The sequence below is a fragment of the Stenotrophomonas sp. PD6 genome (genome assembly GCF_049199305.1).
In the GTDB taxonomy this organism is placed as follows: Bacteria; Pseudomonadota; Gammaproteobacteria; order Xanthomonadales; family Xanthomonadaceae; genus Stenotrophomonas.
Window position 1 is genome coordinate 225038 of sequence record NZ_JBLZQD010000005.1, and the last position, 25784, is coordinate 250821.

24 protein-coding genes and 1 riboswitch are annotated in these 25784 nt (G+C 68.2%); of the genes, 18 read left to right on the forward strand and 6 right to left on the reverse strand.

Annotated features, from left to right (window positions below):
- Positions 1-28: 28 nt before the first annotated feature.
- From xpsH to pncB, 11 genes are all read left to right on the forward strand, one after another.
- Positions 29-448, forward strand: coding sequence for a type II secretion system protein XpsH (gene xpsH, locus ACOZHM_RS10405; RefSeq protein WP_421569203.1), 420 nt, complete (start codon positions 29-31; stop codon positions 446-448).
- Positions 445-864 carry a type II secretion system protein XpsI gene (gene xpsI / locus ACOZHM_RS10410; RefSeq protein WP_421569178.1) on the forward strand — a complete coding sequence of 140 codons (420 nt, stop codon included), beginning with the start codon at positions 445-447 and terminating at the stop codon, positions 862-864. Before xpsH ends, xpsI begins: the two co-directional genes overlap by 4 nt.
- Positions 861-1496: a type II secretion system protein J gene (locus tag ACOZHM_RS10415; protein ID WP_421569179.1), complete on the forward strand. Its 636-nt coding sequence runs from the start codon at positions 861-863 to the stop codon at positions 1494-1496. Before xpsI ends, ACOZHM_RS10415 begins: the two co-directional genes overlap by 4 nt.
- On the forward strand, positions 1493-2356 hold the full coding sequence (locus ACOZHM_RS10420) for a general secretion pathway protein GspK (RefSeq protein WP_421569180.1): 864 nt from the start codon (positions 1493-1495) through the stop codon (positions 2354-2356). The genes ACOZHM_RS10415 and ACOZHM_RS10420 overlap by 4 nt, the downstream gene beginning before the upstream one ends.
- On the forward strand, positions 2353-3510 hold the full coding sequence (locus ACOZHM_RS10425) for a PilN domain-containing protein (protein WP_421569181.1): 1158 nt from the start codon (positions 2353-2355) through the stop codon (positions 3508-3510). The genes ACOZHM_RS10420 and ACOZHM_RS10425 overlap by 4 nt, the downstream gene beginning before the upstream one ends.
- On the forward strand, positions 3485-4213 hold the full coding sequence (gspM, locus tag ACOZHM_RS10430; RefSeq protein WP_421569182.1) for a type II secretion system protein GspM: 729 nt from the start codon (positions 3485-3487) through the stop codon (positions 4211-4213). The genes ACOZHM_RS10425 and gspM overlap by 26 nt, the downstream gene beginning before the upstream one ends.
- Positions 4203-4991: a hypothetical protein gene (locus tag ACOZHM_RS10435; protein ID WP_421569183.1), complete on the forward strand. Its 789-nt coding sequence runs from the start codon at positions 4203-4205 to the stop codon at positions 4989-4991. Before gspM ends, ACOZHM_RS10435 begins: the two co-directional genes overlap by 11 nt.
- Positions 4992-5000: 9 nt before the next feature.
- A complete protein-coding gene (gspD, locus tag ACOZHM_RS10440) occupies positions 5001-7199 on the forward strand; it encodes a type II secretion system secretin GspD (RefSeq protein WP_421569184.1) in 2199 nt (732 codons plus the stop codon).
- A gap of 69 nt (positions 7200-7268) precedes the next feature.
- Positions 7269-8129, forward strand: coding sequence for a glycosyltransferase family 2 protein (locus tag ACOZHM_RS10445; RefSeq protein WP_421569185.1), 861 nt, complete (start codon positions 7269-7271; stop codon positions 8127-8129).
- Positions 8126-8959: a glycosyltransferase family 2 protein gene (locus ACOZHM_RS10450; RefSeq protein ID WP_421569186.1), complete on the forward strand. Its 834-nt coding sequence runs from the start codon at positions 8126-8128 to the stop codon at positions 8957-8959. Before ACOZHM_RS10445 ends, ACOZHM_RS10450 begins: the two co-directional genes overlap by 4 nt.
- 188 nt (positions 8960-9147) lie before the next feature.
- Complete coding sequence (pncB, locus tag ACOZHM_RS10455; RefSeq protein WP_421569187.1) at positions 9148-10323, forward strand: nicotinate phosphoribosyltransferase; 1176 nt, start codon at positions 9148-9150, stop codon at positions 10321-10323.
- A gap of 5 nt (positions 10324-10328) precedes the next feature.
- Here the strand turns inward: pncB and ACOZHM_RS10460 are convergent, their stop codons facing one another.
- Both ACOZHM_RS10460 and ettA read right to left on the reverse strand, forming a co-directional pair.
- Entirely contained in the window at positions 10329-11645 is a 1317-nt protein-coding gene (locus ACOZHM_RS10460) for an NCS2 family permease (protein ID WP_421569188.1), read from the reverse strand.
- Positions 11646-12330: 685 nt separating this feature from the next.
- Positions 12331-13995: an energy-dependent translational throttle protein EttA gene (gene ettA, locus ACOZHM_RS10465; RefSeq protein WP_313347811.1), complete on the reverse strand. Its 1665-nt coding sequence runs from the start codon at positions 13993-13995 to the stop codon at positions 12331-12333.
- A gap of 235 nt (positions 13996-14230) precedes the next feature.
- On the opposite strand from ettA, the gene ACOZHM_RS10470 reads away from it, so the two are divergent.
- A complete protein-coding gene (locus tag ACOZHM_RS10470) occupies positions 14231-14689 on the forward strand; it encodes an RcnB family protein (RefSeq protein WP_421569189.1) in 459 nt (152 codons plus the stop codon).
- A 218-nt stretch (positions 14690-14907) separates the two neighbouring features.
- Here ACOZHM_RS10470 and ACOZHM_RS10475 read toward each other — a convergent pair whose 3' ends face one another.
- Positions 14908-18261 carry an autotransporter domain-containing protein gene (locus tag ACOZHM_RS10475; RefSeq protein WP_421569190.1) on the reverse strand — a complete coding sequence of 1118 codons (3354 nt, stop codon included), beginning with the start codon at positions 18259-18261 and terminating at the stop codon, positions 14908-14910.
- A 239-nt stretch (positions 18262-18500) separates the two neighbouring features.
- Between ACOZHM_RS10475 and glyA the strand changes: the two genes are divergently transcribed.
- The 4 genes from glyA (at position 18501) to ribD (ending at position 21940) form a co-directional block, all read left to right on the forward strand.
- Entirely contained in the window at positions 18501-19754 is a 1254-nt protein-coding gene (gene glyA, locus ACOZHM_RS10480; protein WP_421569191.1) for a serine hydroxymethyltransferase, read from the forward strand.
- Positions 19754-20188: a hypothetical protein gene (locus ACOZHM_RS10485; protein ID WP_421569192.1), complete on the forward strand. Its 435-nt coding sequence runs from the start codon at positions 19754-19756 to the stop codon at positions 20186-20188. Before glyA ends, ACOZHM_RS10485 begins: the two co-directional genes overlap by 1 nt.
- Positions 20189-20294: 106 nt before the next feature.
- Positions 20295-20816, forward strand: a complete 522-nt coding sequence (gene nrdR, locus ACOZHM_RS10490; protein WP_421569193.1) for a transcriptional regulator NrdR — start codon at positions 20295-20297, stop codon at positions 20814-20816.
- Positions 20817-20860: 44 nt separating this feature from the next.
- Entirely contained in the window at positions 20861-21940 is a 1080-nt protein-coding gene (gene ribD, locus ACOZHM_RS10495) for a bifunctional diaminohydroxyphosphoribosylaminopyrimidine deaminase/5-amino-6-(5-phosphoribosylamino)uracil reductase RibD (protein ID WP_421569194.1), read from the forward strand.
- A gap of 88 nt (positions 21941-22028) precedes the next feature.
- Here the strand turns inward: ribD and ACOZHM_RS10500 are convergent, their stop codons facing one another.
- The 3 genes from ACOZHM_RS10500 to ACOZHM_RS10510 form a co-directional block, all read right to left on the reverse strand.
- Entirely contained in the window at positions 22029-22358 is a 330-nt protein-coding gene (locus ACOZHM_RS10500; protein ID WP_421569195.1) for a helix-turn-helix domain-containing protein, read from the reverse strand.
- Complete coding sequence (locus ACOZHM_RS10505; protein ID WP_421569196.1) at positions 22355-22699, reverse strand: hypothetical protein; 345 nt, start codon at positions 22697-22699, stop codon at positions 22355-22357. The genes ACOZHM_RS10500 and ACOZHM_RS10505 overlap by 4 nt, the downstream gene beginning before the upstream one ends.
- 209 nt (positions 22700-22908) lie before the next feature.
- The gene (locus tag ACOZHM_RS10510) at positions 22909-23538 is read right to left on the reverse strand and encodes an outer membrane beta-barrel protein (protein WP_421569197.1); all 630 of its coding nucleotides are present in this window, start codon (positions 23536-23538) and stop codon (positions 22909-22911) included.
- 156 nt (positions 23539-23694) lie between these two features.
- Positions 23695-23839, forward strand: a riboswitch (FMN riboswitch).
- A 78-nt stretch (positions 23840-23917) separates the two neighbouring features.
- On the opposite strand from ACOZHM_RS10510, the gene ACOZHM_RS10515 reads away from it, so the two are divergent.
- Both ACOZHM_RS10515 and ribB read left to right on the forward strand, forming a co-directional pair.
- On the forward strand, positions 23918-24514 hold the full coding sequence (locus tag ACOZHM_RS10515) for a riboflavin synthase (protein WP_421569198.1): 597 nt from the start codon (positions 23918-23920) through the stop codon (positions 24512-24514).
- Positions 24511-25608 (forward strand): 3,4-dihydroxy-2-butanone-4-phosphate synthase, encoded by a 1098-nt coding sequence (gene ribB / locus ACOZHM_RS10520; protein WP_421569199.1) that lies wholly within the window; start codon positions 24511-24513, stop codon positions 25606-25608. The genes ACOZHM_RS10515 and ribB overlap by 4 nt, the downstream gene beginning before the upstream one ends.
- Positions 25609-25784: the final 176 nt, after the last annotated feature.

Sequence of the window (25784 nt, forward strand, 5' to 3'; positions counted from 1 at the left end):
GCGCGTGCGCGGCGTTTCGCTGCTGGAAATGCTGCTGGTGGTGGCGCTGATCGCCATCATCGGGTTGATCACCGTCAACGCGATGAACGGCGGCATCGACGGCATGCGCCTTCGCAACGCCGGCAAGGAAGTGGCCAGCCAGCTGCGTTACACGCGCACCCAGGCCATTGCGACCGGCGAACGCCAGCGCTTCCTGATCGATCCCCGCGCACGCACCTGGCAGGGTGCCAACGGGCGCCATGGCAGCCTGCCCGACACGCTCGACGTCCGTTTCCACGGGGCCGCCCAGGTGGCCAGTGCACCGGGGCAGGGGGGCATCGCGTTCCACCCCGACGGCGGTTCCAGCGGCGGCACCATCGAGCTGAGCGTGCGCGGCGCGCTGTGGCGCATCGACGTGGGCTGGGTCACCGGCGAAGTGCGCTCGGGCCCGGTGCGGGGCGCGCCATGAAACGACAGCGCGGCTATTCGCTGCTGGAAGTGATCGTCGCCTTCGCGCTGCTGGCACTGGCGCTGACCCTGTTGCTGGGCAGCCTGTCCGGTGCGGCGCGGCAGGTACACACCGCCGACCTGCGCACGCGCGCGGTGCTGCATGCGCAGTCGCTGCTGGCCGCCACCGGCGTGGAGGCGCCGCTGCAGGTCGGGCGCGAGCAGGGCGAGTGGGAGGACGGCCGCTACCGCTGGGACCTGCAGGTGGAGCCGTACGTGGAGCCGCGCGCCACGGCGCTGGCGCCGGCCACCACCCGCAGCGGCCCCACACTCGCCCAGCTGACCCTGCAGGTGTCCTGGGGCGAACGCGAGGGTGAACGCCTGCAGTGGCGCAGCCTGCGCCTGCTGCCGAACACCGTGGCGGAGACGACGCGATGATGTACCCGCAGCGCATGCGCGGCTTCACCCTGATCGAAGTGCTGCTGGCCACGGTGCTGCTGGTCGGCGGCCTGGCGCTGGCCTTCGCGACGGTGCGCTCGGCCATGAACATCGCCCAGCGCGGTGAGCGCGTGGCCGCGCAGAACGAACGCATGCGCGCGGTGGAGGGTTTCCTGCGCCGGCGCCTGAGCATGGCGCTGCCCACCGCCACCGAACCGCCCGATCCCACCCGCGAACCGGTGCACTTCCTGGGCGAACCGCAGCGCATGCTGTTCGTGTCGGAACTGCCGGGCTACCTCGGTCGCGGCGGCCCGTATGTGCATGAGTTGCAGGTGCAGCGCAGCGGGAAAGCGCTGCGGCTGGAGGTGGCGCTGACCCTGGTGCAGAACGGCGAACGCATCGACGAGACCCCGCCGCGCGCGCCGGAACTGCTGGCCGACGACCTGCGTGAAGTGGCGTTCCGCTACCGTGGCGTGGACCCGCGCACCGGGCAGCTTGGCGAGTGGCAGACGCGCTGGGACGACACGCGCCGGCTGCCGACGCTGGTGGAGATCCGTGTCACGCCACAGCAGGGCATTGCCTGGCCGCCGATGGTGGCCGCACTCACCCAGTCGCGCGGGGCGCGTTCATGAGGCGCACGCGCGGTGCCGCGCTGGTGCTGGTGCTGTGGCTGATCGCCCTGCTCACCGCCGTGGTGGGCGGGTTCGCGCTCAGCGCCCGCATCGAGAACCTGCAGCAGCGGGTCACCGGTGACGACGCCATCGGGCAGGAGCATGCGCGCGCCGGGCTCGAATACGCGCTGTACCGCTTGCAGCCCAACGCGCTGCAACCGCCGTGGCTGCCGGACGGACGGCGTTACCGCTGGCAGTTCGACACGCGCCGGATCGACCTGCGCATCATCGACGAGAACGGCAAGATCAACCTCAATCTCGCCGATACCGCGCTGCTGGAGGCCTTCCTGCGTGCCATGGAGCTCGAGCCCGGCCGCGCGCGGCAGCTCGCCGGCGCGATCGCGGACTGGCGCGATGCCGACAGCCTCACCCAACCCGGCGGCGGCGCCGAGGCCGCGGACTACCAGGCGGCAGGCCTGCCGTATGGCCCGCGCAACGGCCGTTTCGAGACGGTGGGCGAACTGCAGCGCGTACTCGGCATGGACAATGAATTGTATGAACGGATGGAACCGATGCTGACCCTGTACAGTCGGCAGTCGCGTCCCGATCCACGGTTCGCGTCCGGGCCGGTACTGACCGCGCTCGGGCTGGATGCAGAGCGGCTGCTGGCCGAGCGCGAACGCGCCGAAGCCGCCGAAGATGGAAACGTGACCGGTGGAACGCTTGCCAGTGGCAGCGGCACCTATAGTATCGAGAGCCGCGCAACGGATGAACGCGGGCGGATCTCGGTGCTGCGTGCGGTAGTGCGCATGGGTTCGGCAGGCACGCCGGGGACGACTTACACAGTACTTCGCTGGGAACAGGGAATGGCAGCACGATGACGGGATGGCGGGACAGTCTGGTGCAGGCAAGGGGACGGCTCGCGCCGGGCGTGGGCAATGGCCTGCGCTGGTGGCGGCGTTCGCTGCTGGCCTGGCTGCCGGTACGCTGGCAGTGGGCGATGGGCTGGTCGCGTTCGCGGCTGCTGCTGTCGCAGCAGGGCGACCACCTGATGGTGCGCCGCGATACCGCCGCACAGGTGCAGCCGGTGGTCGAACTGCCGTGGCCCACCGCGCCGTCCGACCTGGAGGCGGTGCTCGATACCCGCCTGCGCCGCCTGCCGCGGCACTGGGTGCTGCCGGCATCGCTGGTACTGCGCCGTCCGCTGCGGTTGCCGGCCGCGGCCGCACCGCGCCTGCGCGATGTGGTGGGCTTCGAGATCGACCGGCAGACCCCGTTCGAGGCCAGCCAGGTGCATTACGACGTGCGCGAACTCGACACGCTGCCCGATGGCCAGCTGCAGGTCGAACTGGTGGTCATTCCGCGCCAGGCACTGGAGCAGTGGTCCCAGCAGGCCGGCACGTGGACGCAGCAGCTGGCCGGTGTGGATGCCGACGACGGCAGCGGGCAGCCGCTGGGCGTCAACCTGCTTCCCCCCACCCAGCGCCGCGTCACCCACGATCCCATGCGCCGCTGGAACCTGCTGCTGGGCTGCGCCACGCTGGTGCTGCTGGCGCTGGCGGGCAACCAGTTGCTGGACAACCGCCAGGCCGGTGCCGACCGCCTGCGCGAACAGGTCGACCGTGCCGCGCATGATGCGCGCCGCGTGGCCGCACAGCGCCAGCAGTTGCAGGAGCTGGTGGACGGTGCCGCATTCCTGGAGGGCAAGCGCGGCGCGCATGCCAGTACCGTGGAACTGTGGAATGAACTGACCCGGTTGCTGCCCGACGGCACCTACCTGGAAAAACTCTCGGTGGAGGGCAACACGCTGCAGCTGATCGGGCTCAGCCGTGAAGCCTCGCAGCTGGTGTCGCTGCTGCAGGATTCGCCGCTGTGGCGCAAGGTCAACCTCACCGGTGTGCTGCAGGCCGATGGCGGTGCCGCCGGTCGCGACCGCTTTACGTTGACTGCCGAGCTGCAGCCGCTGCCCACGGCCCCGGCCACCGCCGCGCCCGCCAAGGAGGTTGCCCATGGCAATGCCCCCGACGCGCCGTGACCGCTGGCTCGCGCTGGCGCTGTTGCTGGCGGCGATTGCCGCGGGCTACCTGCTGCTGGTGCACCCGTGGTTCACCCGGCCGCTGCTGGACATCAATGCCGGCATTGCCGGGCTGCAGGAGCGCGAGCAACGCGTGCAGGCGCAGCTGCAGCAGCGCAGCCAGGTGCAGCAGCGCCTGCAGGAGGTTGAACGCGCGCTGGAAGGCCGCCCGGGCTTCCTGCGCGAGCCCACCGCCGAGTCGGCCGCCGCGGCCCTGTCCACGCGCCTGCAGGATGCAGTGGCCTCGGCCAGCCCGGGCAACCGCAGCTGCACCATCAGCAACCGCTCGCCGCTGACCGACACCGCGCGCGATGCGCAGTTCCCGCGCGTGGCACTGCAGGTACGCCTGCGCTGCGGCGTACCGGAAATGGCCGCTGTGCTGCAGACGCTGGAGACCGGCAGCCCGCGTTTGTTCGTGGACAACCTTAATCTGCTGGCGCAGCGCTTCCAGGCCTCGCCCAACGAAACGGGGACCGGGCTGGACGTGTCTTTCGAGCTGGTCGGCTACCTCAAGCCCGGCGCCGCCAACGACGTGGCCGCCGCGCCTGCGGCTGCGACGGTTGAGGCGGCCCCGGCAGGGTTGGCACCGGCCGGATCGGCCATGGCCGCCCCGGCCGATCCGGGCGTGGAAGCCCCGGTGGAGGAGGGCGCCCTTGAAGATTGAATTCGCCCCGCTGCGCAACTGGTGGCTGGGCGGCGTGACCGCGCTGGCTGCGCTGCTGTGGATCGCCACGCTGCTGGGCGCGGGCGGTGGCATCGCCCCGGTGGGCGCCGACGACCGCGCCGCACCGCCCCTGCCGGAGCTGGCGCCGGCGGCGCCGGACCGCATCGCCTCGGCTGCGGCTTACGCCGACATCGGCGCGCGCCCGCTGTTCGCCGAAGACCGCAAGCCGCGCCCGTACCTGCTGGGCGGCAGCGAACCGGGCGCCGCGTCCAGCGCGGTCACGCTGACCGGGGTGCTGCTTACCTCGGAATTTGGCATGGCCATTCTCACCACCGACCAGAAGCAGTCGCTACGGCTGCGCCTCAATGGCGATGCGGTAAACGGCTGGCAGCTGGTCGCGCTGGAGCCCCGCAGCGCCACCGTGACCGGCCCGGGCGGCACGCAGACGCTGGAACTGGTGACCTTCAGCGGCCAGGGGGGGGAACCGCCCACCGTGCTCGGCAGCGCCACCGCAGGCGGCCCGCAGGCGCCGGGTGTGCGCGCGCCGCTGCCGCCTCCGCAATCGCCGGGCAACGCCGCGCGCGCCGGACAAGCGCCTGCGCAGGTGCTGGTCGCGCCGCCGCCGGCGGCCGCCCCGCCCGCGCCGAGCCCGGCGGCACAGGGGCCCAGTGAAGAACAGATGCAAGCCATCCGCGCCCGCATCCAGGCGCGCCGCCAGCAATTGCAGCAACAGCAACAGTCGCAGTCGCCGCCCGGCGGCTCCGGCCAAACCAAATAGAGTGAAAGCATGACATTGCGTCTTTTCTCCCTGTCGTTCGCCGTTGCCCTCATCGCGGGGTGCGCCACTGTGCCCGGCGCTCAAGTCCACCGCGATGCGGTCCTCACTGGCCCCCATCAAGTCGTGGCCGGTGACGGCTCGCACGACGGCGTCGAGACGCAGCCGCTGGGCGCGGCCGGCACGCCGCAGGCGGTGATCCGCCGTGGTACCGGCACCATGATCAACCGCAGCGCCGCCGCTGCGGCAGCGCCGTCGCTGTCGCAGGCCAGCAACGGCACCGCCACCTTCAACTTCGAAGGCGAATCGGTGCACGCGGTGGTCAAGGCGATCCTCGGCGACATGCTGGGCCAGAACTATGTGATCGCGCCGGGCGTTCAGGGCACCGTGACGCTGGCAACGCCCAAGCCGGTGTCTTCGGCGCAGGCGTTGAACCTGCTGGAAATGGTGCTGGGCTGGAACAACGCGCGCATGGTCTACAGCGGCGGCCGCTACAACATCGTCGCCGCCGACCAGGCGCTGGCCGGTACGGTGGCACCGAGCACCGCGCCCGCCGCCAACGCACGCGGCTTCGAGGTGCGCGTGGTGCCGCTGCAGTACATCTCCGCCACCGAGATGAAGAAGGTGCTGGAGCCCTACGCGCGCCCGAATGCGATCGTCAACGTCGACAGTGGTCGCAATGTCATCACTCTGGGCGGCACCCGCAGCGAACTGGAAAACTATCTGCGCACGGTCGAGATCTTCGACGTGGACTGGCTGTCGGGCATGTCCGTGGGCGTGTTCCCGATCCAGACCGGCAAGGCCGAGCAGGTCGCGGCGGATCTGGAGAAGGTGTTCGGCGAGGAGAGCAAGACCCCCAGTGCCGGCATGTTCCGCTTCCTGCCGCTGGAGAACGCCAACGCGGTGCTGGTGATCACACCGCAGGCGCGTTACCTGGACCAGATCCAGCAGTGGCTGGAGCGCATCGATACCGCCGGGGGCAGCGCCCGCCTGTTCTCCTACGAGCTGCGCTACGTCAAGGCCAAGGACCTGGCCGAGCGCCTGGCCGAAGCCTTCGCCAGTGAAAACGGCCGCAGCGGCCGTGGCGGCGGCTCGCTGGCGCCGGGCGCGAACGTGCAGGAGCTGGGCAGTCGCGACGGCACCAGCGGCAACAGCATGAACAACGTTGGCAACAGCGGCACCAACCGCAGCGGCGGTCTGGGCGAGGGCACCATGAGCCTGCCGCAGCGCCAGTCCGGCAACGCCAGCTTCAACCTGGAAATCCAGGGCGATTCGGTGGGCGTCTCGGCGGTGGAGGAAACCAATACGCTGCTGGTGCGCTCCACCCCGCAGGCCTGGCGTTCGATCCGCGAGGTGATCGAGAAGCTCGACGTGATGCCGATGCAGGTGCACATCGAGGCGCAGGTGGCCGAGGTGTCGCTGACCGGCGACCTCAGCTACGGCGTCAACTGGTTCTTCGAACAGGCCGTGGCCACCGGCAAGACCGAGAGCGGCATCGATCTGCCCAGCGCGCTGGGCCGGTCGATCTGGGGCAGCATCTCCGGCCGCGTCGGCGATGCCGGCCTGGGCTGGACCTTCCTGGGCAAGAACGCCGCCGCGGTGGTGTCCGCGCTGGACAAGGTGAGCAACCTGCGCCTGCTGCAGACGCCGTCGATCTTCGTGCGCAACAACGCCGAGGCCACGCTGAACGTGGGCACCCAGATCCCGATCAACTCCGTGTCGGTCAATACCGGCACCGGCGGGGACAATACCTACAGCCAGGTGCAGTACCTGGACACCGGCGTGATCCTCAAGGTGCGCCCGCGCATCACCCGCGATGGCGTGGTGTTCCTGGACATCGTGCAGGAAGTCAGCTCGGCCGGCGCCATCCCGGCCGGCTGCGACCCGACCCGAACCACCTGCAACCCGCCGATCAACACGCGCAAGATCTCCACCGAGGCCGCCGTGCAGAGCGGCGATACCATCATGCTGGCCGGGTTGATCACCAATTCCGACGAGAACGGCGCCAACGGCGTGCCCGGGCTGAGCCGCATTCCGGTGATCGGCGCGCTGTTCGGCAAGAAGACCCAGAACACCGACCGCTCGGAAGTGATCGTGCTGCTGACCCCGACCATCGTGCGCAACGCACAGGAGTCGCGCAACCTGACCGACGAATACAGCAACCGCTTCCGTGCGATGGAGCCGTTCCCGGCGCCGCGCCCGGGCCGCTGAGCCGCGCGGCCGCCACGCCGCCGGCCACGCCTGCTACGCTGCGCCCAGGTAGCCGGCACAGGGGGACGGATGGGGACGATCGTGTTGCTGCCGATCGGGGTCGATGACAGCGCCCTGGACCGGTGCCTGGCCGCACTGGATGCGGGTACCCCGGCCGGTACGCCGGCGTGGTTGGCCGACGACGGCCAGGCCGGCCCGCGTGCGCAGGCGGTGATCGAGCACTGGCTGGCCAACACGCCCCTGCATGCCGAGTACACCCGTCGCGCCCGCGCGATCGGCGAGGTCGCCCACCTGGACGAGATGCTGCGCGCCTGCGCGGGCAGCGACGTGGTGGTGCTCGCGCCCGACGCCGTGCCTGCCCCCGGGTGGTTGCAGCAGTTGGAGGCCTGCTGCGCGCGCGACGCGTCGATCGGCTCGGCCACGCCGTGGTGCAACGCGGGCGAAACGGCCGCATGGCCGCGGCTGGGCGAAATCAATCCGGTACCTGACGACCTGCGGGCGATGGCCGAGGCGTGCGCCGCCCTGCCCACGCTGCATCCGGAGCTGCCGTCCGCAGTGACCCACGCGGTGCTGCTGCGGGCCAACGCGCGCCGCAAGGCCGGCGGGCTGGACATGCACAGCTACGCCTCGTGGAATGCCGCGCTGATCGACCTGAGCCTGCGCATGGCCGGGCTGGGCTGGCGCAATGCGCTGTGCGAGACCGCCTTCGTGGCGCGCGCCGGGGAATCGCAGGCACAGGACGGGGACATGGAGGCGCTGGCCACGCGCTGGCCGGCCTGGCAGCCGCGCCTGGCCAGCTTCCTGATGGGCGACCCGCTGTTGCAGGCGCGGGAGGCGCTGCAGCAGCTGCACCGGCAGGCGATAATGCCGCGTTCCCAGGGCGATCTGTTTGGATCGCCCGCTGCGCCTGATCCGGAGTCCGCCGTTTGAATCCCTGCATTGCCGTGGTGATCGTCAGCTACCAGAGCGCCAGCACGCTGGACGCGTGCCTGCTGCGCCTGCGTGCCGCAACCGAGGTCGCCGAGATCCGGGTGGTCGACAACGCCTCCGACGACGGCACGCTGGAGATCGTGCAGCGCCATGCCAGCGCCGATCCACGCGTGCGCTTCATCGCCAACCCGGACAACCCCGGGTTCGCGGCGGCCAACAACCAGGGCGTGGCCGACAGCCACGCGCCGTGGCTGGCCTTCATCAATCCGGACCTGATGGTCGCGCCCGATACGCTGGCGCAGCTGCGCGCGCGCGGGGAAGCACTGGGCGACTGCGTGCTGGGCGTGGAGCAGGTGGACGAACAGGGCCAGCCGGATACGGCGGTGCGCCGCCGCGACCCGGATTTCGCGGCCATGCTGCGCCGGCCGGGGCAGGGCGCGCGGCTGGCCATCCCGGCCGATCCGGCGCAGGCGCTGCAGACGGTGCCGGCCTTGTCCGGTGCGCTGCTGCTGATGCCGCGCGCGCTGTTCGAGCGCATCGGCGGCTGGGATGCGGGCTACCGCCTGCATGCGGAGGATCTGGACCTGTGCCGGCGCGCGCGCGAGGCCGGCGCGGTGGTGGCCATCGCCAACGACCTGCGGGTGGTGCACGTGCGCGGGGTATCGAGCCGCTCGCGGCCGTTCTTCGTGGAATGGCACAAGCACCGTGGCCTGTGGCGCTACTTCCGCAAGTTCGAGGCGCGCCAGCGCAATGTGCTGGTGCAGGGCGCGGTGTGGGGGGCGATCTGGGCGCATGCGGTGGCGCAGGTGCCGCGGTTGTTGCGGTCGTGAATCCGCATTCGCGTATCCACCCCACGGATTGCTACGCAAACCGCGGGCCCCACCTTACCAGCACCCTCATCCCCGCGCCTGTCGGCGCGCCCCCTTGAACACCAAGGGGGCTCTCGACCTCGTGCATGCTTCGCAACCGGATACGCGATGCGTTGGTTGGTACATGCCGGGGAGCGCATAATCGGGGCATGATCATTCAATCACTGCTCGACACCGACCTGTACAAATTCACCATGATGCAGGCGGTGCTGCATCAGCATCCCGGCGCGCAGGTCCAGTACCGGTTCAAGTGCCGCACGCCAGGCATCGAACTGGCGCGCTACATCGAGCAGATCAACGCCGAGATCGACCATCTCTGCACGCTGCGCTTCACCGACGAGGAGCTCGCCTATATGCGCGGGCTGCGCTTCGTGAAGCCGGACTTCGCCGATTTCCTGGGCCTGTTCCACCTGGACCGCAAGTACATCGACCTGCGGCCGTCGCAGACGGTGCCGGGCGAGATCGAGCTGGACATCACCGGGCCGTGGCTGCACACCATTCTGTTCGAGGTGCCGCTGCTGGCGATCATCAACGAGGTCTGGTTCCGCAACACCACGGAGGCCGACTTCGCCGAAGGCGAGCGCCGCCTGCAGGCCAAGACGGCGCTGCTGCGCGACACGCCCGGCTTCGAGCTGTGCCGCATTGCCGACTACGGCAGCCGCCGCCGCTATTCGCGCGAGTGGCATGCGCGCATGCTGCCGATGCTGCGCGATGCGCTCGGCGCGCAGTTCGTGGGCACCAGCAATGTGCATTTCGCGCGCCTGTACGGCATGACGCCGCACGGCACGATGGCACACGAATACCTGCAGGCGTTCCAGGCACTGGGGCCGCGCCTGCGCGATTCGCAGGTGGCCGCGCTGGAGTCGTGGGCGCGCGAGTACCGCGGCGACCTGGGCATTGCGCTGTCGGACGTGGTCGGCCTGGACGCGTTCCTGCGCGACTTCGACATGTACTTCTGCAAGCTGTTCGACGGGGTGCGCCACGATTCGGGCGACCCCTTCAGCTGGGGCGACCGCATGCTGGCCCACTTCAAGGACCGCCGGGTCGATCCGCGCAGCAAGGTATTGGTGTTCAGCGATGGGCTGAACATCGAGAAGGTGATGCGCCTGTTCGACTATTTCCGTGGCCGCTGCCAGGTCGCGTTCGGGGTCGGTACGCACCTGACCAACGACCTGGGCCCGACCCCGCTCAACATCGTGATCAAGATGGTCCGCTGCAACGGCCAGCCGGTGGCCAAGCTCAGCGATTCGCCGGGCAAGAGCATGTGCGACGACCCGGGCTACCTGGCCTACCTGCGCCAGGTATTCGAACTCCCGCCGGAATAACCGCCTTATTCCAACGCATATCGCGCAACGAACAAACCGGCCACCAACCAGACGGCCGGATGCACTTCGCGCCAGCGACCGGTACCGGCCTTCAATACCGCATAGGCGATGAACCCGAATGCCAGGCCATTGGCAATCGAGTAGGTAAACGGCATGGCCAGCGCGCACAGCGCGGCGGGCACGGACTCGGTCAGGTCGTTCCAGTCCACATCCACCAGTTCGCGCAGCATCAAGCCGGCCACGAACAGCAGCGCCGGCGCGGTGGCATAGCCCGGCACCATGGCGGCCAGCGGCGAGAACAGCAGGGCGGCCAGGAACAGGCCGGCCACGACCAGGGCGGTCAGGCCGGTGCGGCCGCCGGCCTGCACGCCGGAGGCGCTTTCGGCGAAGGCGGTGGTGCTGCTGGTGCCGAGAAGGGAACCGGCGACGATGGCGGTGCTGTCGGCCAGCAGGGCACGGCCGAAGCGCTTCTGGGCACCCGGCAGTTTGAGCAGGCCGGCACGCCCGACCACGCCATACAGGGTGCCGGTGGCATCGAATACTTCGACCAGGACGAACACGAGCACGACCTGCAGCAGGACGGCAATGGGGGCGCCGCCGTTGTGGTGGAGCAGGCCGGGCAGGTCCAGCTGCAGGAAGGTCGGGGCCAGGCTGGGCGGCAGGGAGACCACGCCGTGGTACTGCACGTTGCCGAGCAGCCAGGCCGCGCCCGTGACGGCGAGGATGCCGATCAGGATGGCACCGCGCACGCGCCGCGCTTCGAGAATGGCGATGAGCAGGAAGCCGGCCAGGGCGAGCAGCGGCGGGGCGGTGTTGAGCGGCCCGAGTGCAACCAGGGTGTCGGAGTTGGCGATGATGACGCCGGATTTCTGCAGGGCGATGATGGCGAGGAACAGGCCGATGCCGGCCACGATGGCGGCACGCAGCGATGCGGGAATGCCGGCCACCAGCCAGGCGCGCACGCCGGTCAGTGACAGGGCGAGGAACACCAGTCCCGAGATGAACACGGCGGCCAGCGCCTGCTGCCATGGCAGTCCGGCCGCACCCACGACGGTAAACGCGAAGAACGCATTCAAGCCCATGCCCGGGGCCATGCCCACGGGGAAGTTGGCGGCGAACGCCATCACCAGCGAACCCAGCGCGGCGGCCAGGCAGGTGGCGACGAACACGGCGCCCGGGTCCATGCCGGTGGTGGAAAGAATGTCGGGGTTGACGAAGACGATGTAGGACATCGTCAGGAACGTGGTCAGCCCGGCCAGCACTTCGGTCCGCACGGTGGTGCCGTGCTGCTGGAGCTGGAACAGGCGTTCAAACAGTTTCATGGTGGAGGTCCATGGGTGTTGGTTTGTTTCGTTGGATCAGAAGCGAAATCCAAAGCCTTCGTCTGATGCATCTCTAGTTTAGGGCCGGCGGGTACGGGGGTACGGGACACGCCGTGAACCCCGCTCCGCGGCCCGGCCCAGCCGCCAGCGGCTGTGCGTTCAGGCACACGCGAGGCAGTGCCTCGCAAGCAGTGTGCCTTCACCCATGTAGGCTCGTAGAAAACATCCATGTTTTCTGCGGTCCCGTACCCCCGCACCCGCCGGCCCTCCGATAGAAGGCTGGTGACCATGGGAGATCAAAGGCGGTCTCGATCATTTCCATGCCTTACCCGGTGTGGGTGGTGCAACGGCGGTCGTTTGGGAATCGACCCTACCGACGTGCCGCGTGCCGACGTGCCGATGTGCCGCGTAGAGCCACGCCATGCGTGGCTGCTTCTTCTTCCATCCGCACGCGACAAATTGTCGGGGGAGGCCGGCGGGTAGCCCCTGGAGGGACTGTTGAAAACATGGATGTTTTCGACAAGCCTACAGGGATGTATTTACGGCGTGTCCCGGAACGGGGCTGCCCGTCGGCCTTCCCGGCACGCAGCAATGAAACCGCTGCCGTTGATCTTGCGTCACGACCAACGGTCGTGGCCTACCGCAAAGCAAAACGGCCGCGCAGAGCGCGGCCGTTTTTCCTTCCTTACTTCAGCGCCTTGAAGCGCAGGCGCTTCGGGGCGGCGTCGTCGCCCATGCGGCGGCGCTTGTCTTCTTCGTACTCGCGGTAGTTGCCCTGGAAGAACTCCACGTGCGAGTTGCCTTCGAACGCCAGGATGTGGGTCGCGATGCGATCCAGGAACCAGCGGTCATGCGAAATGACGAACGTGTTGCCCGGGAACTCCAGCAGCGCATCTTCCAGCGCACGCAGGGTTTCGATGTCCAGATCGTTCGACGGTTCGTCGAGCAGCAGCACGTTGCCACCCTGCAGCAGGGTCTTGGCCATGTGCAGGCGGCCACGCTCACCACCGGACAGCGAACCGACCAGCTTCTGCTGGTCCTGGCCCTTGAAGTTGAAGCGGCCGATGTAGGCACGCGACTGGATCTCGATGCCGTTGATGTTGAGGATGTCCAGGCCGCCGGCGATTTCCTGGAAGACGTTGTGGTTGCCTTCCAGCGCGTCGCGGCTCTGGTCCACGTAGGACAGCTGCACGGTCGGACCGACCACGATCTCGCCCGAATCCGGCTTTTCCTGGCCGGTGATCATCTTGAACAGGGTCGACTTACCGGCGCCGTTCGGGCCGATGATGCCCACGATCGCACCGGCCGGGACCAGGAAGTTCAGTTCGTCGAACAGCAGGCGGTCGCCGAACTTCTTGGACACGTTCTTGAACTCCATCACCGAGTTGCCCAGGCGCTCGCCCGGCGGGATGAAGATTTCATTGGTTTCGTTGCGCTTCTGGTAGTCCACCGACTGCAGCTCTTCCAGGCGGGCCAGACGGGCCTTGCCCTTGGTGCGGCCGCCCTTGGCGTTCTGGCGCGACCACTCCAGTTCCTTCTGGATGGCCTTCTGGCGCGACTTCTCCTGGTTGTCTTCCTGCTTCAGGCGCTCGTCCTTCTGCATCAGCCAGTCGGTGTAGTTGCCCTTCCACGGAATGCCGCGGCCGCGGTCGAGCTCCAGGATCCACTCGGCGGCATTGTCCAGGAAGTAGCGGTCATGGGTGACCGCCACCACGGTGCCCGTGTAGCGGGCCAGGAACTGTTCCAGCCACTCCACCGACTCGGCGTCGAGATGGTTGGTCGGTTCGTCGAGCAGCAGCATGTCCGGCTTCTGCAGCAGCAGGCGGCACAGCGCCACGCGGCGCTTTTCACCACCGGACAGCTTGCCCACGATGGCGTCCCACGGCGGCAGGCGCAGCGCGTCGGCGGCCACGTCCAGCTGGTTTTCCAGGGTGTGCGCGTCGCCAGCGGCCAGGATCGCCTCCAGGCGCTCCTGTTCCTTGGCCAGCTTGTCGAAATCGGCGCCTTCTTCGGCGTAGGCCAGGTACACCGCGTCCAGCGCGGCCTGCGCCTGCAGCACTTCGCCCACGCCTTCTTCCACCGCTTCACGCACGGTCTTGGTCGGGTCCAGCTCCGGTTCCTGGGCCAGGTAGCCGACCTTGATGCCGGCCTGCGGGCGGGCTTCGCCCTCGAAGTCGGTATCCACGCCGGCCATGATCTTCAGCACCGTGGACTTGCCGGCGCCGTTCAGGCCCAGCAGGCCGATCTTGGCACCCGGGAAGAACGACAGCGAGATGTCCTTGATGATCTGCCGCTTGGGCGGGACCACCTTGCTGACTTTGTTCATGGTGTAGATGTATTGCGAGGACATGAGCTCTCCGAAGGCGCAACCCTGCGCCCGTTCCGTCAGGAACAGGAACAGATGGAATGGGATGACCTCAATTATAGCCGGAAGCGATGACAGCCGCCGGTCCGCCCATGGGGCGGGGCTTGCCGCTGCCTGAATGGGCGGTCAAAGCCGGTGAATTGGAAACCGTTTCCAGCCGGAAACCATTCAGACGGCGTCCGCATGATGGAAACCATCAACCCACCAAGCGAGGCCAATCATGCGCATGAATCGAATTGTGGTCGGGACCGTGGCCTCGCTGCTCGCCTTGGGCAGCATCGCGCCGGCGTTCGCCGATGACCATCACGGTCGTGGGCACGACCGTCATGACCGGCATGACGATCGCCATGACCGCCGCGACTGGCGTGATGACCGCCGCGATGATCGCCGCGAGGCGCGGCACGATCGCCGCTACTACGACAACCGTGGCTACTACCGCCCGGCACCGCCGCCGCGCGTGGTCTACCGCCCGGCACCGGGCTACGGCGGCTACGGCTGGGCCCGTGGGCATCGCTACAACGAGTACTATCGGGGCCCGGTCTACGTGGTCAATGACTACAGCCGCTACTCGGTGCGCCGCCCGCCGCGCGACCATCACTGGATCCGCGATGACCGCGGCAACCTGCTGCTGGTGGCGATCGCGACCGGCATCATCGCGGACTACGTGATCAACCGGTAAGCCGGTCGCCGCCACCGCCCAGCCACCCATGGGGTGGCTCTACGGGTCCAACGAAAAAGCGCGCCCTGGGGCGCGCTTTTTCTTTGCAGGCGTCAGCCACGCAGGGCGTAGCTCTACAACGTGCAGGCTTCAGCCACCCATGGGGTGGCTCTACAACGTCGTGGTAACCGTAGAGCCACCCCATGGGTGGCTGCACGACCAACGTTCCGGCGATGGCGTCAGAACGCCACCGACCAGTCCAGCTGCGCCCCCACATCGCGCTGCCCATCGCCGTCACGCCCCTGCACCTGCAGCGACACTCGGCTGTTGGCGCTCGGGCTCACCGCCACCCCCAGCTGCGCCAGCACGCTGCTGCGTGCCAGCGGTGCGCCGGCGATGGTGAAGTCCTGCGACCCACCGACGAAGCGCGCGGTGGTGGTCGGCAGGCGGTCACCATCGGCGTACTGCCAGCCCACGCGGGCGCTGATTACCGCGCGATCCTGCAGGCCATCGCTGATGTCCCAGTCCGCCTTCAATGCGGCCAGCCCGGTGCGGTAGTCGCTGTCGCCCGAGGCCAGGCGCAGGGCGCTGTCACCACCGCGTTCCTGGCTGCCATCGCTCTTCAGTCGCACCTGGGCCAGCTCGATTTCCGGGGTCAGCTGCAGGCGAGGACCACCGAAGCTCCAGCCGGCGCGCACGAACGCGGTGGTGCCGGTGGCATCTTCGCGGGCCAGCAACTGCTCGCTGAAGGCCGTGCCGACCTGCGCGGTGCGGGTGGTGTCGGTGCGGTAGTCGGCGCGGGTCACGCCGCCGCGCAGGCTCAGGCCCTGCCAGCGGTAGTGGGCATACACGCCGTACTCGGTGGCGTCGGTCTCAGCCACGGCCGCACGCTCGCGCAGGCGGTTGTCCAGCTGCTGCTGGCCGGCGGCTACGCCGAGTTCCAGCGACTGACCCACCTGCCAGCCGGCACCGGCCATCAGGCCGTGCTGCTGCACCCGGGAGGCCGCGTTCTCGGCCGACGCCTCGCTGCGCAGCTGTCCGCCGCTACCGGCCAGCCACACGCTGACGCCCGGGGCGATGTCGCCGCTCATTGCGCGGCCATCCAGGTGGCGGTCGATGCCGTCATGCAGAAAGCGGTTCTGCAGCAGCGCGCCACGGGTGGCCGCATGCACTTCGCCGGTCAGGCTGTCGAAGGCCGGCACCACCTGCGGTACTTCCAGGCGGACCACCGCGTCGTACACGGCATTGCCATCACCCAGTGCTTCCACCGCGCCGGCCACCTGCTTCTGGTTGGTGTTGACCACCACGTCCGGGAACGCCAGTTCCACGTCCGGCATCGACACGTCGTTGCGCGCCATCGTCAGGTACACGTTGTTGGCGTCATAGCTCAGCGTCGGGTCCAGGAACGCCAGGTTGCTGGTCGCGCCGGCGAAGGTGCCGCTGACGCCGCCCGCAGCGGTCAGCAGCCGGTAGCGGGTGGACGTTGCCCAGTCGCCGTTGGTGGCCACGACCACGGTGTTGGCCTGGCCCAGCAGGGCGCTGCCACCGACCGAGACGAAGTCACTGGCCCCATCGGCGGCCACGTCTACCTGGAAGGTCGCGCTGCTGTCGAAGTTCAGCACGCCGCTGATGTCCAGGCGGCTGATCGCCGCGCCGGTGGTGCCCGGCGACAGCGTGCTGCCACCGCTCACGAACACGTTGCCCAGCGAACCGTTGCCGGTCAGCCACGCTCCCCGGGTAACCTGCACGTCGCCACCGAGCGCGCCGGTCACGTTGAGCTGGCCCGCGTTGACCACGGTGGTACCGGTGAAGGCACTGCTGTCGCCACTCAGGGTCAGCACATGACGGCCCTGACGCAGGAAGCCGCTGCCGCTGATCTGGCCCGCGTAGCTCAGCACGCGGGTGGTATCGGTTTCGAAGGTGCCGGCGCTGCCAATCTCGATGTCGCCGCCGTTGAGCGCGTTGCCGGTGACGCGCAGGGTGCCGGCTTCGACGCGGGTGTCACCCACGGTGCCGCCGCCCAGGGTCAGCGTGCCCGCATCGCGTTTGACCAGCGTGGTGCTGCTGCCGCCGCTCACGTTGCCCGCCAGGGTGGCGCTGGCACCGCTGGCGACGTTCACCGCCACCTCGCCCAGCATCTGCACCGAGTTGTTGAACGCCACGCCATCGGCCAGACCCAGCGTGGTGCCGTCGGCCAGGCTCAGCCAGCCGCCACCCAGGGCCGCGCTGTGGCCCAGGTTCAACCTGCCCGCATCCACCTGCAGCGCGCCCGTCCAGCCGGTGCTGTCGCCGCCCAGCGTCAGGTCGCCGGTGCCGGTCTTGAGCAGCGCGCCCGTGCCCGAGAACGCGCGGCTGGCGGTGAGGCTGCCGTCCACGTCGAAGGTCGAGTCGGCGCTGAGCAGCACCCCGGTGTCCAGGAGCAGCGCAGTCCCCGTGCGCAGGGTGCCCCCCGCCATTTCGAAGCGGGTGGTGCCTGCGCCATCGAAGAACACCGAATTGGTGGTCCGGGTGCCGACGATCATCAGCGCGTTCGGGCCCACCGTGATCGTGCCGCTGGCAGCGGCGTTGCGGGCCAGGATGATGCCGCCGCCGATCTCGGCCGTGGCACCGTCGGTCACCGTGAAGCTGCCTTGGCCGGCTTCGCCCACGCTCAACGAGTTGCTGACCCAGTTCGAGCCGGCACCGGAGACGAGGATGTCGCCACGGCTGCCCGTAAACTGCCCGATCAGTACGTTGCCGGCCGTCGCGCTGGCCCCGGCAAGCACCTCATAGGTGCCTCGGCCCACGTTGCCCACCGTCAGAGTGCCGGTGTGGTTCGCGGCGCTGCCGGTGCCGCTCACCGTGATCCGGCCCACGCTGCCGGACAGGTTGCCGACCAGGGCATCGCGCCCGCTGAGCAGGCCACCCGCGGTGACTTCAATGGTGCCGGTACCGGCCTGGCCGGCGAACAGGGTATTGCCGGTGTTCCACGTGCTGCCGATGCCCTGGATCCGCACGGTGCCGGTGCTGCCGCCCATCGAGGCGATGTAGCTTTCGCGGTCGATGGTCATGCTGCCGCCGCTGAGGATCGAGAGCTCGCCGGTGCCGTAGTGGCCCACGCCGATGCTGTAGCGGGCGTTCCACTGCGAGCCCACGCCATTGATCGTCGCCACGCCCAGCGAACCCACGTTGGTGCCCATGTAAAGCGTGTTGGTGTCCAGGCGGCCGCCCGCGAAGATATCCAGCCGCCCGGCGCCGGTGTTGCCGATGTGCACTTCGTCGGCATCGGGCACCAGGGTGCCGGTGATCCGCACGCCGCCGCTGTTGACGTAGGCCGTGTCGTTGGGCGTATCGATGCCGCGGTCGGTCGGGACGCCGTTGTTCCAGCTGCTGCCGACGTTCCACTCACTGCCCGGCGGACCCACCCAGATCGTATTGATGGCCAGCGCGGACGGTGCCATGCAGGCCAGCGCGATACCGGTGAACAGCGGGGCCAGGCGCGGTGTGCGGCGGCGGTCGCTGGAGGCGACGCCACGGCCACCACGCGCGAATTCGGACACCACCTGCACGCACTTCAGCGCGTGATTGAAGACCACGCGATACACATGATTCACAAGCCAACCCCTGTTTTAATTGAAGACGAGTCCTTGAATTGGGGTTAACGGCCGCTGGCTGAACGTCTTTAGGGTTTTGTTTCACACAATCTGAACAATTCAAGGAACGTGGTCCCAATTCAGAAATTTGGCCAGAAATGGACAGGTGCGCCGCTCGGGCCCTCCGGCACGGGCCAGTCCCCGTCCGGCGGCCTTACAATGGAAGGCTGTCGTTCCCCTCACCTTGCCTGGAGTAAGCGATGTTCCCGCGTGACGTCCGCATCGAAACCTACGATCCCGAACTGGCCAAGGCCATCGCCGCCGAAACCCAGCGCCAGGAAGACCATGTCGAGCTGATCGCCAGCGAGAACTACACCAGCCCGGCGGTGATGGAAGCCCAGGGCAGCCAGCTGACCAACAAGTACGCCGAAGGCTATCCGGGTAAGCGCTACTACGGTGGCTGCGAGTACGTGGACATCGCCGAGCAGCTGGCGATCGACCGCCTCAAGCAGCTGTTCGACGCCGACTACGCCAACGTGCAGCCGCACAGCGGTTCGCAGGCCAACCAGGCGGTGTACTTCGCGCTGCTGCAGCCGGGCGACACCATCCTGGGCATGTCGCTGGCCCACGGCGGCCACCTGACCCACGGCGCCAAGGTCAACGCTTCGGGCAAGCTGTTCAACGCGGTCCAGTACGGCGTGAACGAGCAGGGCCTGATCGATTACGACGAGGTCGAGCGCCTGGCCCTGGAGCACAAGCCGAAGATGGTCGTGGCCGGCTTCTCGGCCTATTCGCAGGTGGTGGACTGGGCGCGCTTCCGCGCCATCGCCGACAAGGTCGGTGCCTACCTGTTCGTGGACATGGCCCACGTCGCCGGCCTGGTCGCCGCCGGCGTCTATCCGAGCCCGCTGCCGCACGCCCACGTGGTCACCTCGACCACCCACAAGACCCTGCGCGGCCCGCGCGGCGGCATCATCATCGCCAAGGGCGCCGGCGAAGAGATCGAGAAGAAGCTGCAGTCGATCGTATTCCCGGGCATCCAGGGCGGTCCGCTGATGCACGTCATCGCCGCCAAGGCCGTGGCCTTCAAGGAAGCGCTGGAGCCGGGCTTCAAGGACTACCAGCAGCAGGTGGTGAAGAACGCCCAGGCGATGGCCACTACGCTGATCGCGCGCGGTTACAAGATCGTCTCTGGTGGGACCCAGAACCACCTGATGCTGGTCGACATGATCGGCAAGGACGTGTCCGGCAAGGACGCGGAGGCCGCGCTGGGCAAGGCCCACATCACCGTCAACAAGAACTCGGTGCCGAACGACCCGCGCTCGCCGTTCGTGACCTCGGGCCTGCGCCTGGGCACCCCGGCGGTGACCACCCGCGGCTACCTGGAGCAGGACTGCGTGGAGCTGGCCAACTGGATCGCCGACGTGCTGGACGCCCCGGCCGACGAGGCTGTGATCGCCCGCGTCCGTGACGCGGTCAGCGCGCAGTGCCGCAAGTACCCGGTCTACGGGTAATGGAAGAAACCCTGCAGCGGCGCCTGTACATCGCGCAGGCGCTGCTGTTCGGGTTGCCTGCGCTGGTCGCCGGTGGCGGCGTGGCCGGGCTGGCGGTGTACCTCTTCTGCTTCGATGCCCACAGTTACTTGAACAACCGCGAAGCGCTGTTCCTGCTGTCCTGGGCGCTGGCCGGTCTGTGTGGCCTGCTGGGCTGGGTCTGGTTGAGCGTGGTCTATCTGCGCCGGGGGCGTGCCGCCCTGCGGAAGACCGGGAGGTTGCCGTGGGTGGGGCTGGTGCTGGGCGTGCTGGCGGCGCTTGGCGTGGTTGGCCTGGTGGCGTACAACTCCCTTTCCGGCAGCTCCTGGCGGGCGCTGGGGTACCTCATGGTCGGTCCGCCGCTGCTGGTCTGCAGCGCGCATCTCGCGTGGCTGCGGGGCGTTTCCCGCCGCTGACGGGGGACAATGATCCACGTCTCAATTTGTACGCTGGGGTCTTCTCAGGTACCGTTGCGACGCTGCCGTGACCACGGCATGACGTTTTTCTGATGCAAGGCGCTCCATGTACTGTCCGTTCTGCCAGCATGCCGATACCCGGGTGATCGACTCGCGCGTCTCCGAAGACGGCGCGACGATCCGTCGTCGGCGCGAATGCGAGGCCTGCAGCGAGCGCTTCAGCACCCTGGAAACCATTGAATTGAAGCTGCCCGCGATCGTGAAGAGCGACGGTAGCCGCGAAGCCTTCGACGCGCGCAAGCTGCGGGTCGGCTTCGACCGCGCGCTGCAGAAGCGGCCGGTGCCCGAAGACAAGATCGAACTGGCGGTGCGCGCGGTCATGCAGCAACTGCGCATGTGCGGCGAGCGCGAAATCCCCTCGATCAAGGTCGGCGAGTTCGTGATGAACGAGCTGCGCAAGCTGGACCACGTGGCCTACGTGCGGTTTGCGTCGGTCTACCGCAGCTTCGAGGACGTGGCCGATTTCCGCGAAGAGATCGAGAAGCTGGAGCGGGAACTGCCCTCCAGTACCGAGCAGCTGCAGCTGCTGGGCGATGTGATCGCGTTGACCAAGAAAAAGAAAGGGTAGAGCGGGGCTCTGCCCCGCTGCTCCGCTGCATTACCATCGCGGCCATGAACTTCTCCACGCTGGACCACCTGCACATGGCCCGCGCGCTGCGCCTGGCCGAACGGGCCGCCTTCACGGCGCGGCCGAACCCGATGGTGGGCTGTGTGATCGCACACGGCGACCGGGTGGTGGGCGAGGGCTGGCACCAGCGCACCGGGGGGCCGCACGCCGAAGTGTTCGCGCTGCGCCAGGCGGGCGCCGACGCACGCGGCGCCACCGCCTACGTCACCCTGGAGCCCTGCGCGCATTACGGACGCACGCCGCCTTGCGCGCTGGCCCTGATCGAGGCCGGCGTCGGCCGCGTGGTGGCGGCCATGCGCGACCCGTTCCCCAAGGTCGACGGCGGCGGCTTCGTGCTGCTGCGCGAGGCGGGTATCGAGGTGGCCGAAGGACTGATGGCCGCGCAGGCGCGCGAGCTCAACCACGGCTTTCTCTCGCGGATCGAGCGTGGCCGGCCGTGGGTCCGGGTGAAGCTGGCCGCCAGCCTGGACGGCCGCACCGCCATGGCCGACGGCAGCTCCAAGTGGATCACCGGCGATGCGGCCCGCGCGGATGTGCAGCAGTGGCGCGCCCGCGCCTGTGCGATCCTGACCGGGGCCGACACCGTGCTGGCCGACGACCCGATGCTGACCGTGCGCCTGGCCGACACCGACGTGCTGCCGCCGCTGCGCGTGGTGCTCGATTCACGGCTGCGTTCGCTGGAATGCGCACGCGTGCGCGAGGGTGGGGCGCCGACGCTGTACCTGCACGATGCGGCGGTGAGTCCGCCGGACGCGGCCGACGCCGAGTTCGCCAGCGTGCCGGCACACGACGGACGGCTGGACCTGGGCGCCGTGCTGGCACTGCTGGCCGAGCGCGGCATCAACGAAGTGCACACCGAAGCCGGTGCCACGCTGTCGGGCGCGCTGCTTGCCGGTGGCTGGGTGGATGAGCTGCTGCTCTACCAGGCGCCGACCCTGCTGGGCGAACACGGCAGGCCGCTGCTCGCCGGCCTGGGCATTCACGCCATGGAGCAGCAGCGCCGCCTGCGTGTGGTCGATCAGCGCCAGGTGGGGGCGGATCTGCGACTGTTGCTGCGCGCGTGAGGCTTTTGCCACGCATCCGGAGGTTGCCACGCATGGCGTGGCACTACGTGACCTGATGCAGTGTGCATCAACTCCAGAAGCGCCCGGATCAGGCTGCAGCGATAGGCCGTAACGCCTCGAGATGGCGAACAGTCTGCGGAAACTGCTGCACCAGTCGAATGAGGGTCGATGCCTGCGCGTTGGGGCGCGCGCGGCCCTGCTCCCAGTTCTCCAGCGTGCGTGCATTGGTACGCAGGTACATGGCAAACACCGGCCGTGACATGTTCAGCCGTTCACGGATGGCCACCAGCTCGCCTGCATCCAGCGGCGGCAACGGCTGCAGTCGAACCTTGTGTGTGCGCAGCGTCGCCTTGCCTGCGCGTTCGTCTTCCAGCGCGTGCAGGCCTTCGACCAGCTCGGCAAATACGTCGCGTTTCATCGTGTGGTCCTCGCCAGAAGTTCGGCCGCAAGCATTCTTTTCAACAGTCTTTTCTGCATCGCGTCCAGATCGTCCTGGACGCCCTTGCCGTAGAGGGTGAACAGCCAGAACTGCGAACCCGCCAGCCAGTGGAAGTAGATCACCCGTAGTCCGCCCCGCTTGCCACCCTGCCTGCGGTCGTCGGAAAAGCGCAGCTTGCGGAGTCCGCCCGTGCCCATGATCACGTCACCAGCCTCCGGAGCCCGCAGCAGGAACTGCTGAAGCGCGCAGAACCCATCGCTGTCGAGGTAGGCGGCACGGTGGCGCGAGAATGCGGGCATCTCCACGAACACGGCGTGCATAAGTATACGTTTTCTGCGTAGGGTTGCCAGCCACCTTACCTTGCACCTTCACACCAAAAGGGAGTCGCCGTTCACACCTCGCTATGCGTATTTTTCGAGTACTTGATCGAGTTCCTGAAAGCGATAGTTGGCCAACGCTTACCCAAAAAAAACGGCCCCTTGCGGGGCCCGTCGATCATGGCGCGGGTTAGCGCTGCCCGATCTGTAACTTAGAAGCTGGCGCGTACGCCGACCGAGTACTGGGTCACGTCGTCGTAGTACTGCACTTCGCCGACCACGCCCCAGTTACGGTTGAAGCTGACCTGGCCACCCAGGGTGCCGATCCACACGCCGTCCATGTCGCTGCCGTCGATGTAGCCGGCCTTCAGCCAGGCTTCGGTGCTGCGCGAGGGCTTGCCACGCAGGCCCAGCGAGCCGCGGCCTGCGTTGGTGTGGAACTTGGAGGTGTCGCTGTACTGGTTGTCTTCGATCTTCACTTCATTGTTGATGCGCATCCAGGCGATATCCGCCGTGAAGTCCAGGCGGTCGGTCATCGGCATGTGGTAGCCGATGCCCAGCTCGGGCTGGTCGATCGTGTTCTTGATGCGGTACTCGCCGAAGCTATCTTCCAGGTGGTAGGTCTTGGAGGTGGTGCTGTACCCGCCAAAGACGTTGACCTGGTCGGCAATGGCGAACGAACCGCGGAGGTAACCGCCGTCCAGCTTCGGGTTGCTGCCCGGGACGCTGATCTGCTGCTGGGTCCAGCCGCCTTCAACGTAGGTGTAGCTCATGCTTTCGGCAGCGGAGGCGGAAAGTGGGGCGGCGGCCAGCAGGGCGGCGGCCAGGAAGATCTTGCGCATGCAGGTTCCTTTATCTGTGAGGTCCATTTCAGCCAGCCCTTCGCAGGCGGCAGGGCGGCGTTCATCGCCGCGCGGCGCGCAGTTTAACAAATTGTTTACAGAAAGCGAGCGCTCAGCCAGCGCTGTTACAATGGCCGCGCCGGTTCGCCGGTACACAAACGTCTTCAGGGCGGGGTGCAATTCCCCACCGGCGGTAGGTGCGCAAGCACGAGCCCGCGAGCGCTTCCGGCCTGGCCGGAAGGTCAGCAGATCCGGTCCGAATCCGGAGCCGACGGTATAGTCCGGATGAAAGAAGACGGTGCCAAGGGGCCTTCATCGGCCCTGCGCCCGCCTGTTTGCCTTGCGGCGTTTTTCGCTCACTTTTCGCGGAGAACGTTCCTTGTTTACTGGAATCATCGAAGGCGTCGGCCATGTGGCCGCACGCGACACCTTTGGCGGCGACGTCCGCTTCACCTTCCATGTCGGCAGCCTGCCGTTCGACGCCGTGCAGCTGGGCGAGAGCATCGCCATCAACGGCGTGTGCCTGACCGTGGTCGCATTCGACGCGGCCACTTTCCAGGCCGATGCCTCCACCGAGACCCTGGGCCTGACCACGCTCGGCCAGCTCGCCGATGGCGCGGTGATCAACCTCGAACGCGCCATGCGCCCGACCGACCGCCTCGGCGGCCATCTGGTCAGCGGCCATGTCGATGGCCTGGGGCAGGTGCTGTCCATCCATGACGATGCCCGCGCCCAGCGCTGGCGCTTTGCCGCACCGGCCGCCCTGCTGCGCTACATCGCCAAGAAGGGCTCCATCTGCGTGGACGGGGTCAGCCTGACCGTCAACGAGGTGGACGACAGCGGCTTCGAGGTCGCGTTGATCCCGCATACCGTGGCCAATACCGCCTTCGCCGCCACCGGCGCGGGCAGTGCGGTCAACCTGGAAATCGACCTCGTCGCCCGGTATGTGGAAAAGTTGATTGGAGCAAACGCATGAACTTCGCCCCCATCCCCGAGATCCTCGAGGACATCCGCCTGGGCCGCATGGTGGTCATTGTCGATGACGAAGACCGCGAGAACGAAGGCGACCTGATCATGGCCGCCGAGCTGGTCAAGCCGTCGGACATCAACTTCATGGTCACCCACGGCCGCGGCCTGGTGTGCCTGCCGTTGACCCGCGAGCGTGCCGCCGACCTGGGCCTGGCGCCGATGGTGCAGGCCAATACCGCGCAGTTCCAGACCAACTTCACGGTGAGCATCGAGGCCGCCGAAGGCGTCACCACCGGCATTTCCGCCTACGACCGTGCCCACACCATCCGCACCGCGGTGAAGCCCGATGCCAAGCCGGCCGACCTGCACCAGCCGGGCCACATCTTCCCGCTGATCGCCCAGCCCGGCGGCGTGCTCACCCGCGCCGGCCACACCGAGGCGGGCGTGGACCTGGCCATGCTGGCGGGGCTGGAGCCGGCCGGCGTGCTGGTGGAAATCCTCAACCCGGACGGCAGCATGGCGCGCCGTCCGGAACTGGAGGTGTTCGCGCGCGAGCATGGCCTGAAGATCGGCTCCATTGCCGACCTCATCGCCCACCGCCTGGCCACCGAAAAGACGGTCGAGCGCGTGGACGAGCGCGAGATCGACACCGAATTCGGCCCGTTCAAGCTGGTGACCTACCGCGACCGGATCGCCCACGACCTGCATTTCGCGCTGGTTCGTGGCCCGGTCGATGCCGAGCCCACCCTGGTGCGGGTGCAGGTGGAGAACCCGCTGGCCGACCTGCTGCACTGGCGGCGCGACGATTTCGGCGTGGCCTCGACCGATGCCCTGCGCGCCATCGCCGCTGCCGGGCGCGGTGTGATGGTGGTGCTGTCGGCCCCGCGCGACAGCAACAGCCTGCTGGCCCGCCTGCGCCAGCAGCCGCAGCCGGTCACCCCGGGCAAGGACAAGGATGTGAGCCAGTGGCGTCGCAACGGCGCCGGCGCGCAGATCCTGTCCGACCTGGGCCTGGGCAAGCTGCGCGTACTGGGCACCCCGCGCCGCCAGATCGGCCTGGCCGGCTACGGTCTGGAGGTCGTGGAAACCGTAACGCCCTGACCCGACAAAACCCCGCCGTAGCGCCGGGCTCTGCCCGGCCGCTCTTCGCGCGATCCCGCGCACCGCCGCCGGGCAGAGCCCCGCGCAACGAAAAAAACGGCCCCCAGCCCGGCCAAGAGGGGCGGGAGTATTTGCAAAAGTTTTTAATAAAATTACGACCCAGAAGCACAAACACA

Excerpts from the sequence above, each read along its gene's own strand:
- ribB (WP_421569199.1), top strand. The coding sequence starts at position 24,511 with ATGAACTTCGCCCCCATCCCCGAGATCCTCGAGGACATCCGCCTGGGC.
- ACOZHM_RS10500 (WP_421569195.1), bottom strand. The coding sequence starts at position 22,358 with ATGAAACGCGACGTATTTGCCGAGCTGGTCGAAGGCCTGCACGCGCTG.
- gspM (WP_421569182.1), top strand. The coding sequence starts at position 3,485 with ATGGCAATGCCCCCGACGCGCCGTGACCGCTGGCTCGCGCTGGCGCTG.
- gspD (WP_421569184.1), top strand. The coding sequence starts at position 5,001 with ATGACATTGCGTCTTTTCTCCCTGTCGTTCGCCGTTGCCCTCATCGCG.
- glyA (WP_421569191.1), top strand. The coding sequence starts at position 18,501 with ATGTTCCCGCGTGACGTCCGCATCGAAACCTACGATCCCGAACTGGCC.
- ACOZHM_RS10470 (WP_421569189.1), top strand. The coding sequence starts at position 14,231 with ATGCGCATGAATCGAATTGTGGTCGGGACCGTGGCCTCGCTGCTCGCC.
- ribD (WP_421569194.1), top strand. The coding sequence starts at position 20,861 with ATGAACTTCTCCACGCTGGACCACCTGCACATGGCCCGCGCGCTGCGC.
- ACOZHM_RS10415 (WP_421569179.1), top strand. The coding sequence starts at position 861 with ATGATGTACCCGCAGCGCATGCGCGGCTTCACCCTGATCGAAGTGCTG.
- ACOZHM_RS10485 (WP_421569192.1), top strand. The coding sequence starts at position 19,754 with ATGGAAGAAACCCTGCAGCGGCGCCTGTACATCGCGCAGGCGCTGCTG.
- ACOZHM_RS10420 (WP_421569180.1), top strand. The coding sequence starts at position 1,493 with ATGAGGCGCACGCGCGGTGCCGCGCTGGTGCTGGTGCTGTGGCTGATC.
- ettA (WP_313347811.1), bottom strand. The coding sequence starts at position 13,995 with ATGTCCTCGCAATACATCTACACCATGAACAAAGTCAGCAAGGTGGTC.
- pncB (WP_421569187.1), top strand. The coding sequence starts at position 9,148 with ATGATCATTCAATCACTGCTCGACACCGACCTGTACAAATTCACCATG.
- ACOZHM_RS10510 (WP_421569197.1), bottom strand. The coding sequence starts at position 23,538 with ATGCGCAAGATCTTCCTGGCCGCCGCCCTGCTGGCCGCCGCCCCACTT.
- ACOZHM_RS10425 (WP_421569181.1), top strand. The coding sequence starts at position 2,353 with ATGACGGGATGGCGGGACAGTCTGGTGCAGGCAAGGGGACGGCTCGCG.
- ACOZHM_RS10460 (WP_421569188.1), bottom strand. The coding sequence starts at position 11,645 with ATGAAACTGTTTGAACGCCTGTTCCAGCTCCAGCAGCACGGCACCACC.
- ACOZHM_RS10505 (WP_421569196.1), bottom strand. The coding sequence starts at position 22,699 with ATGCACGCCGTGTTCGTGGAGATGCCCGCATTCTCGCGCCACCGTGCC.
- nrdR (WP_421569193.1), top strand. The coding sequence starts at position 20,295 with ATGTACTGTCCGTTCTGCCAGCATGCCGATACCCGGGTGATCGACTCG.
- ACOZHM_RS10445 (WP_421569185.1), top strand. The coding sequence starts at position 7,269 with ATGGGGACGATCGTGTTGCTGCCGATCGGGGTCGATGACAGCGCCCTG.
- xpsH (WP_421569203.1), top strand. The coding sequence starts at position 29 with ATGCTGCTGGTGGTGGCGCTGATCGCCATCATCGGGTTGATCACCGTC.
- xpsI (WP_421569178.1), top strand. The coding sequence starts at position 445 with ATGAAACGACAGCGCGGCTATTCGCTGCTGGAAGTGATCGTCGCCTTC.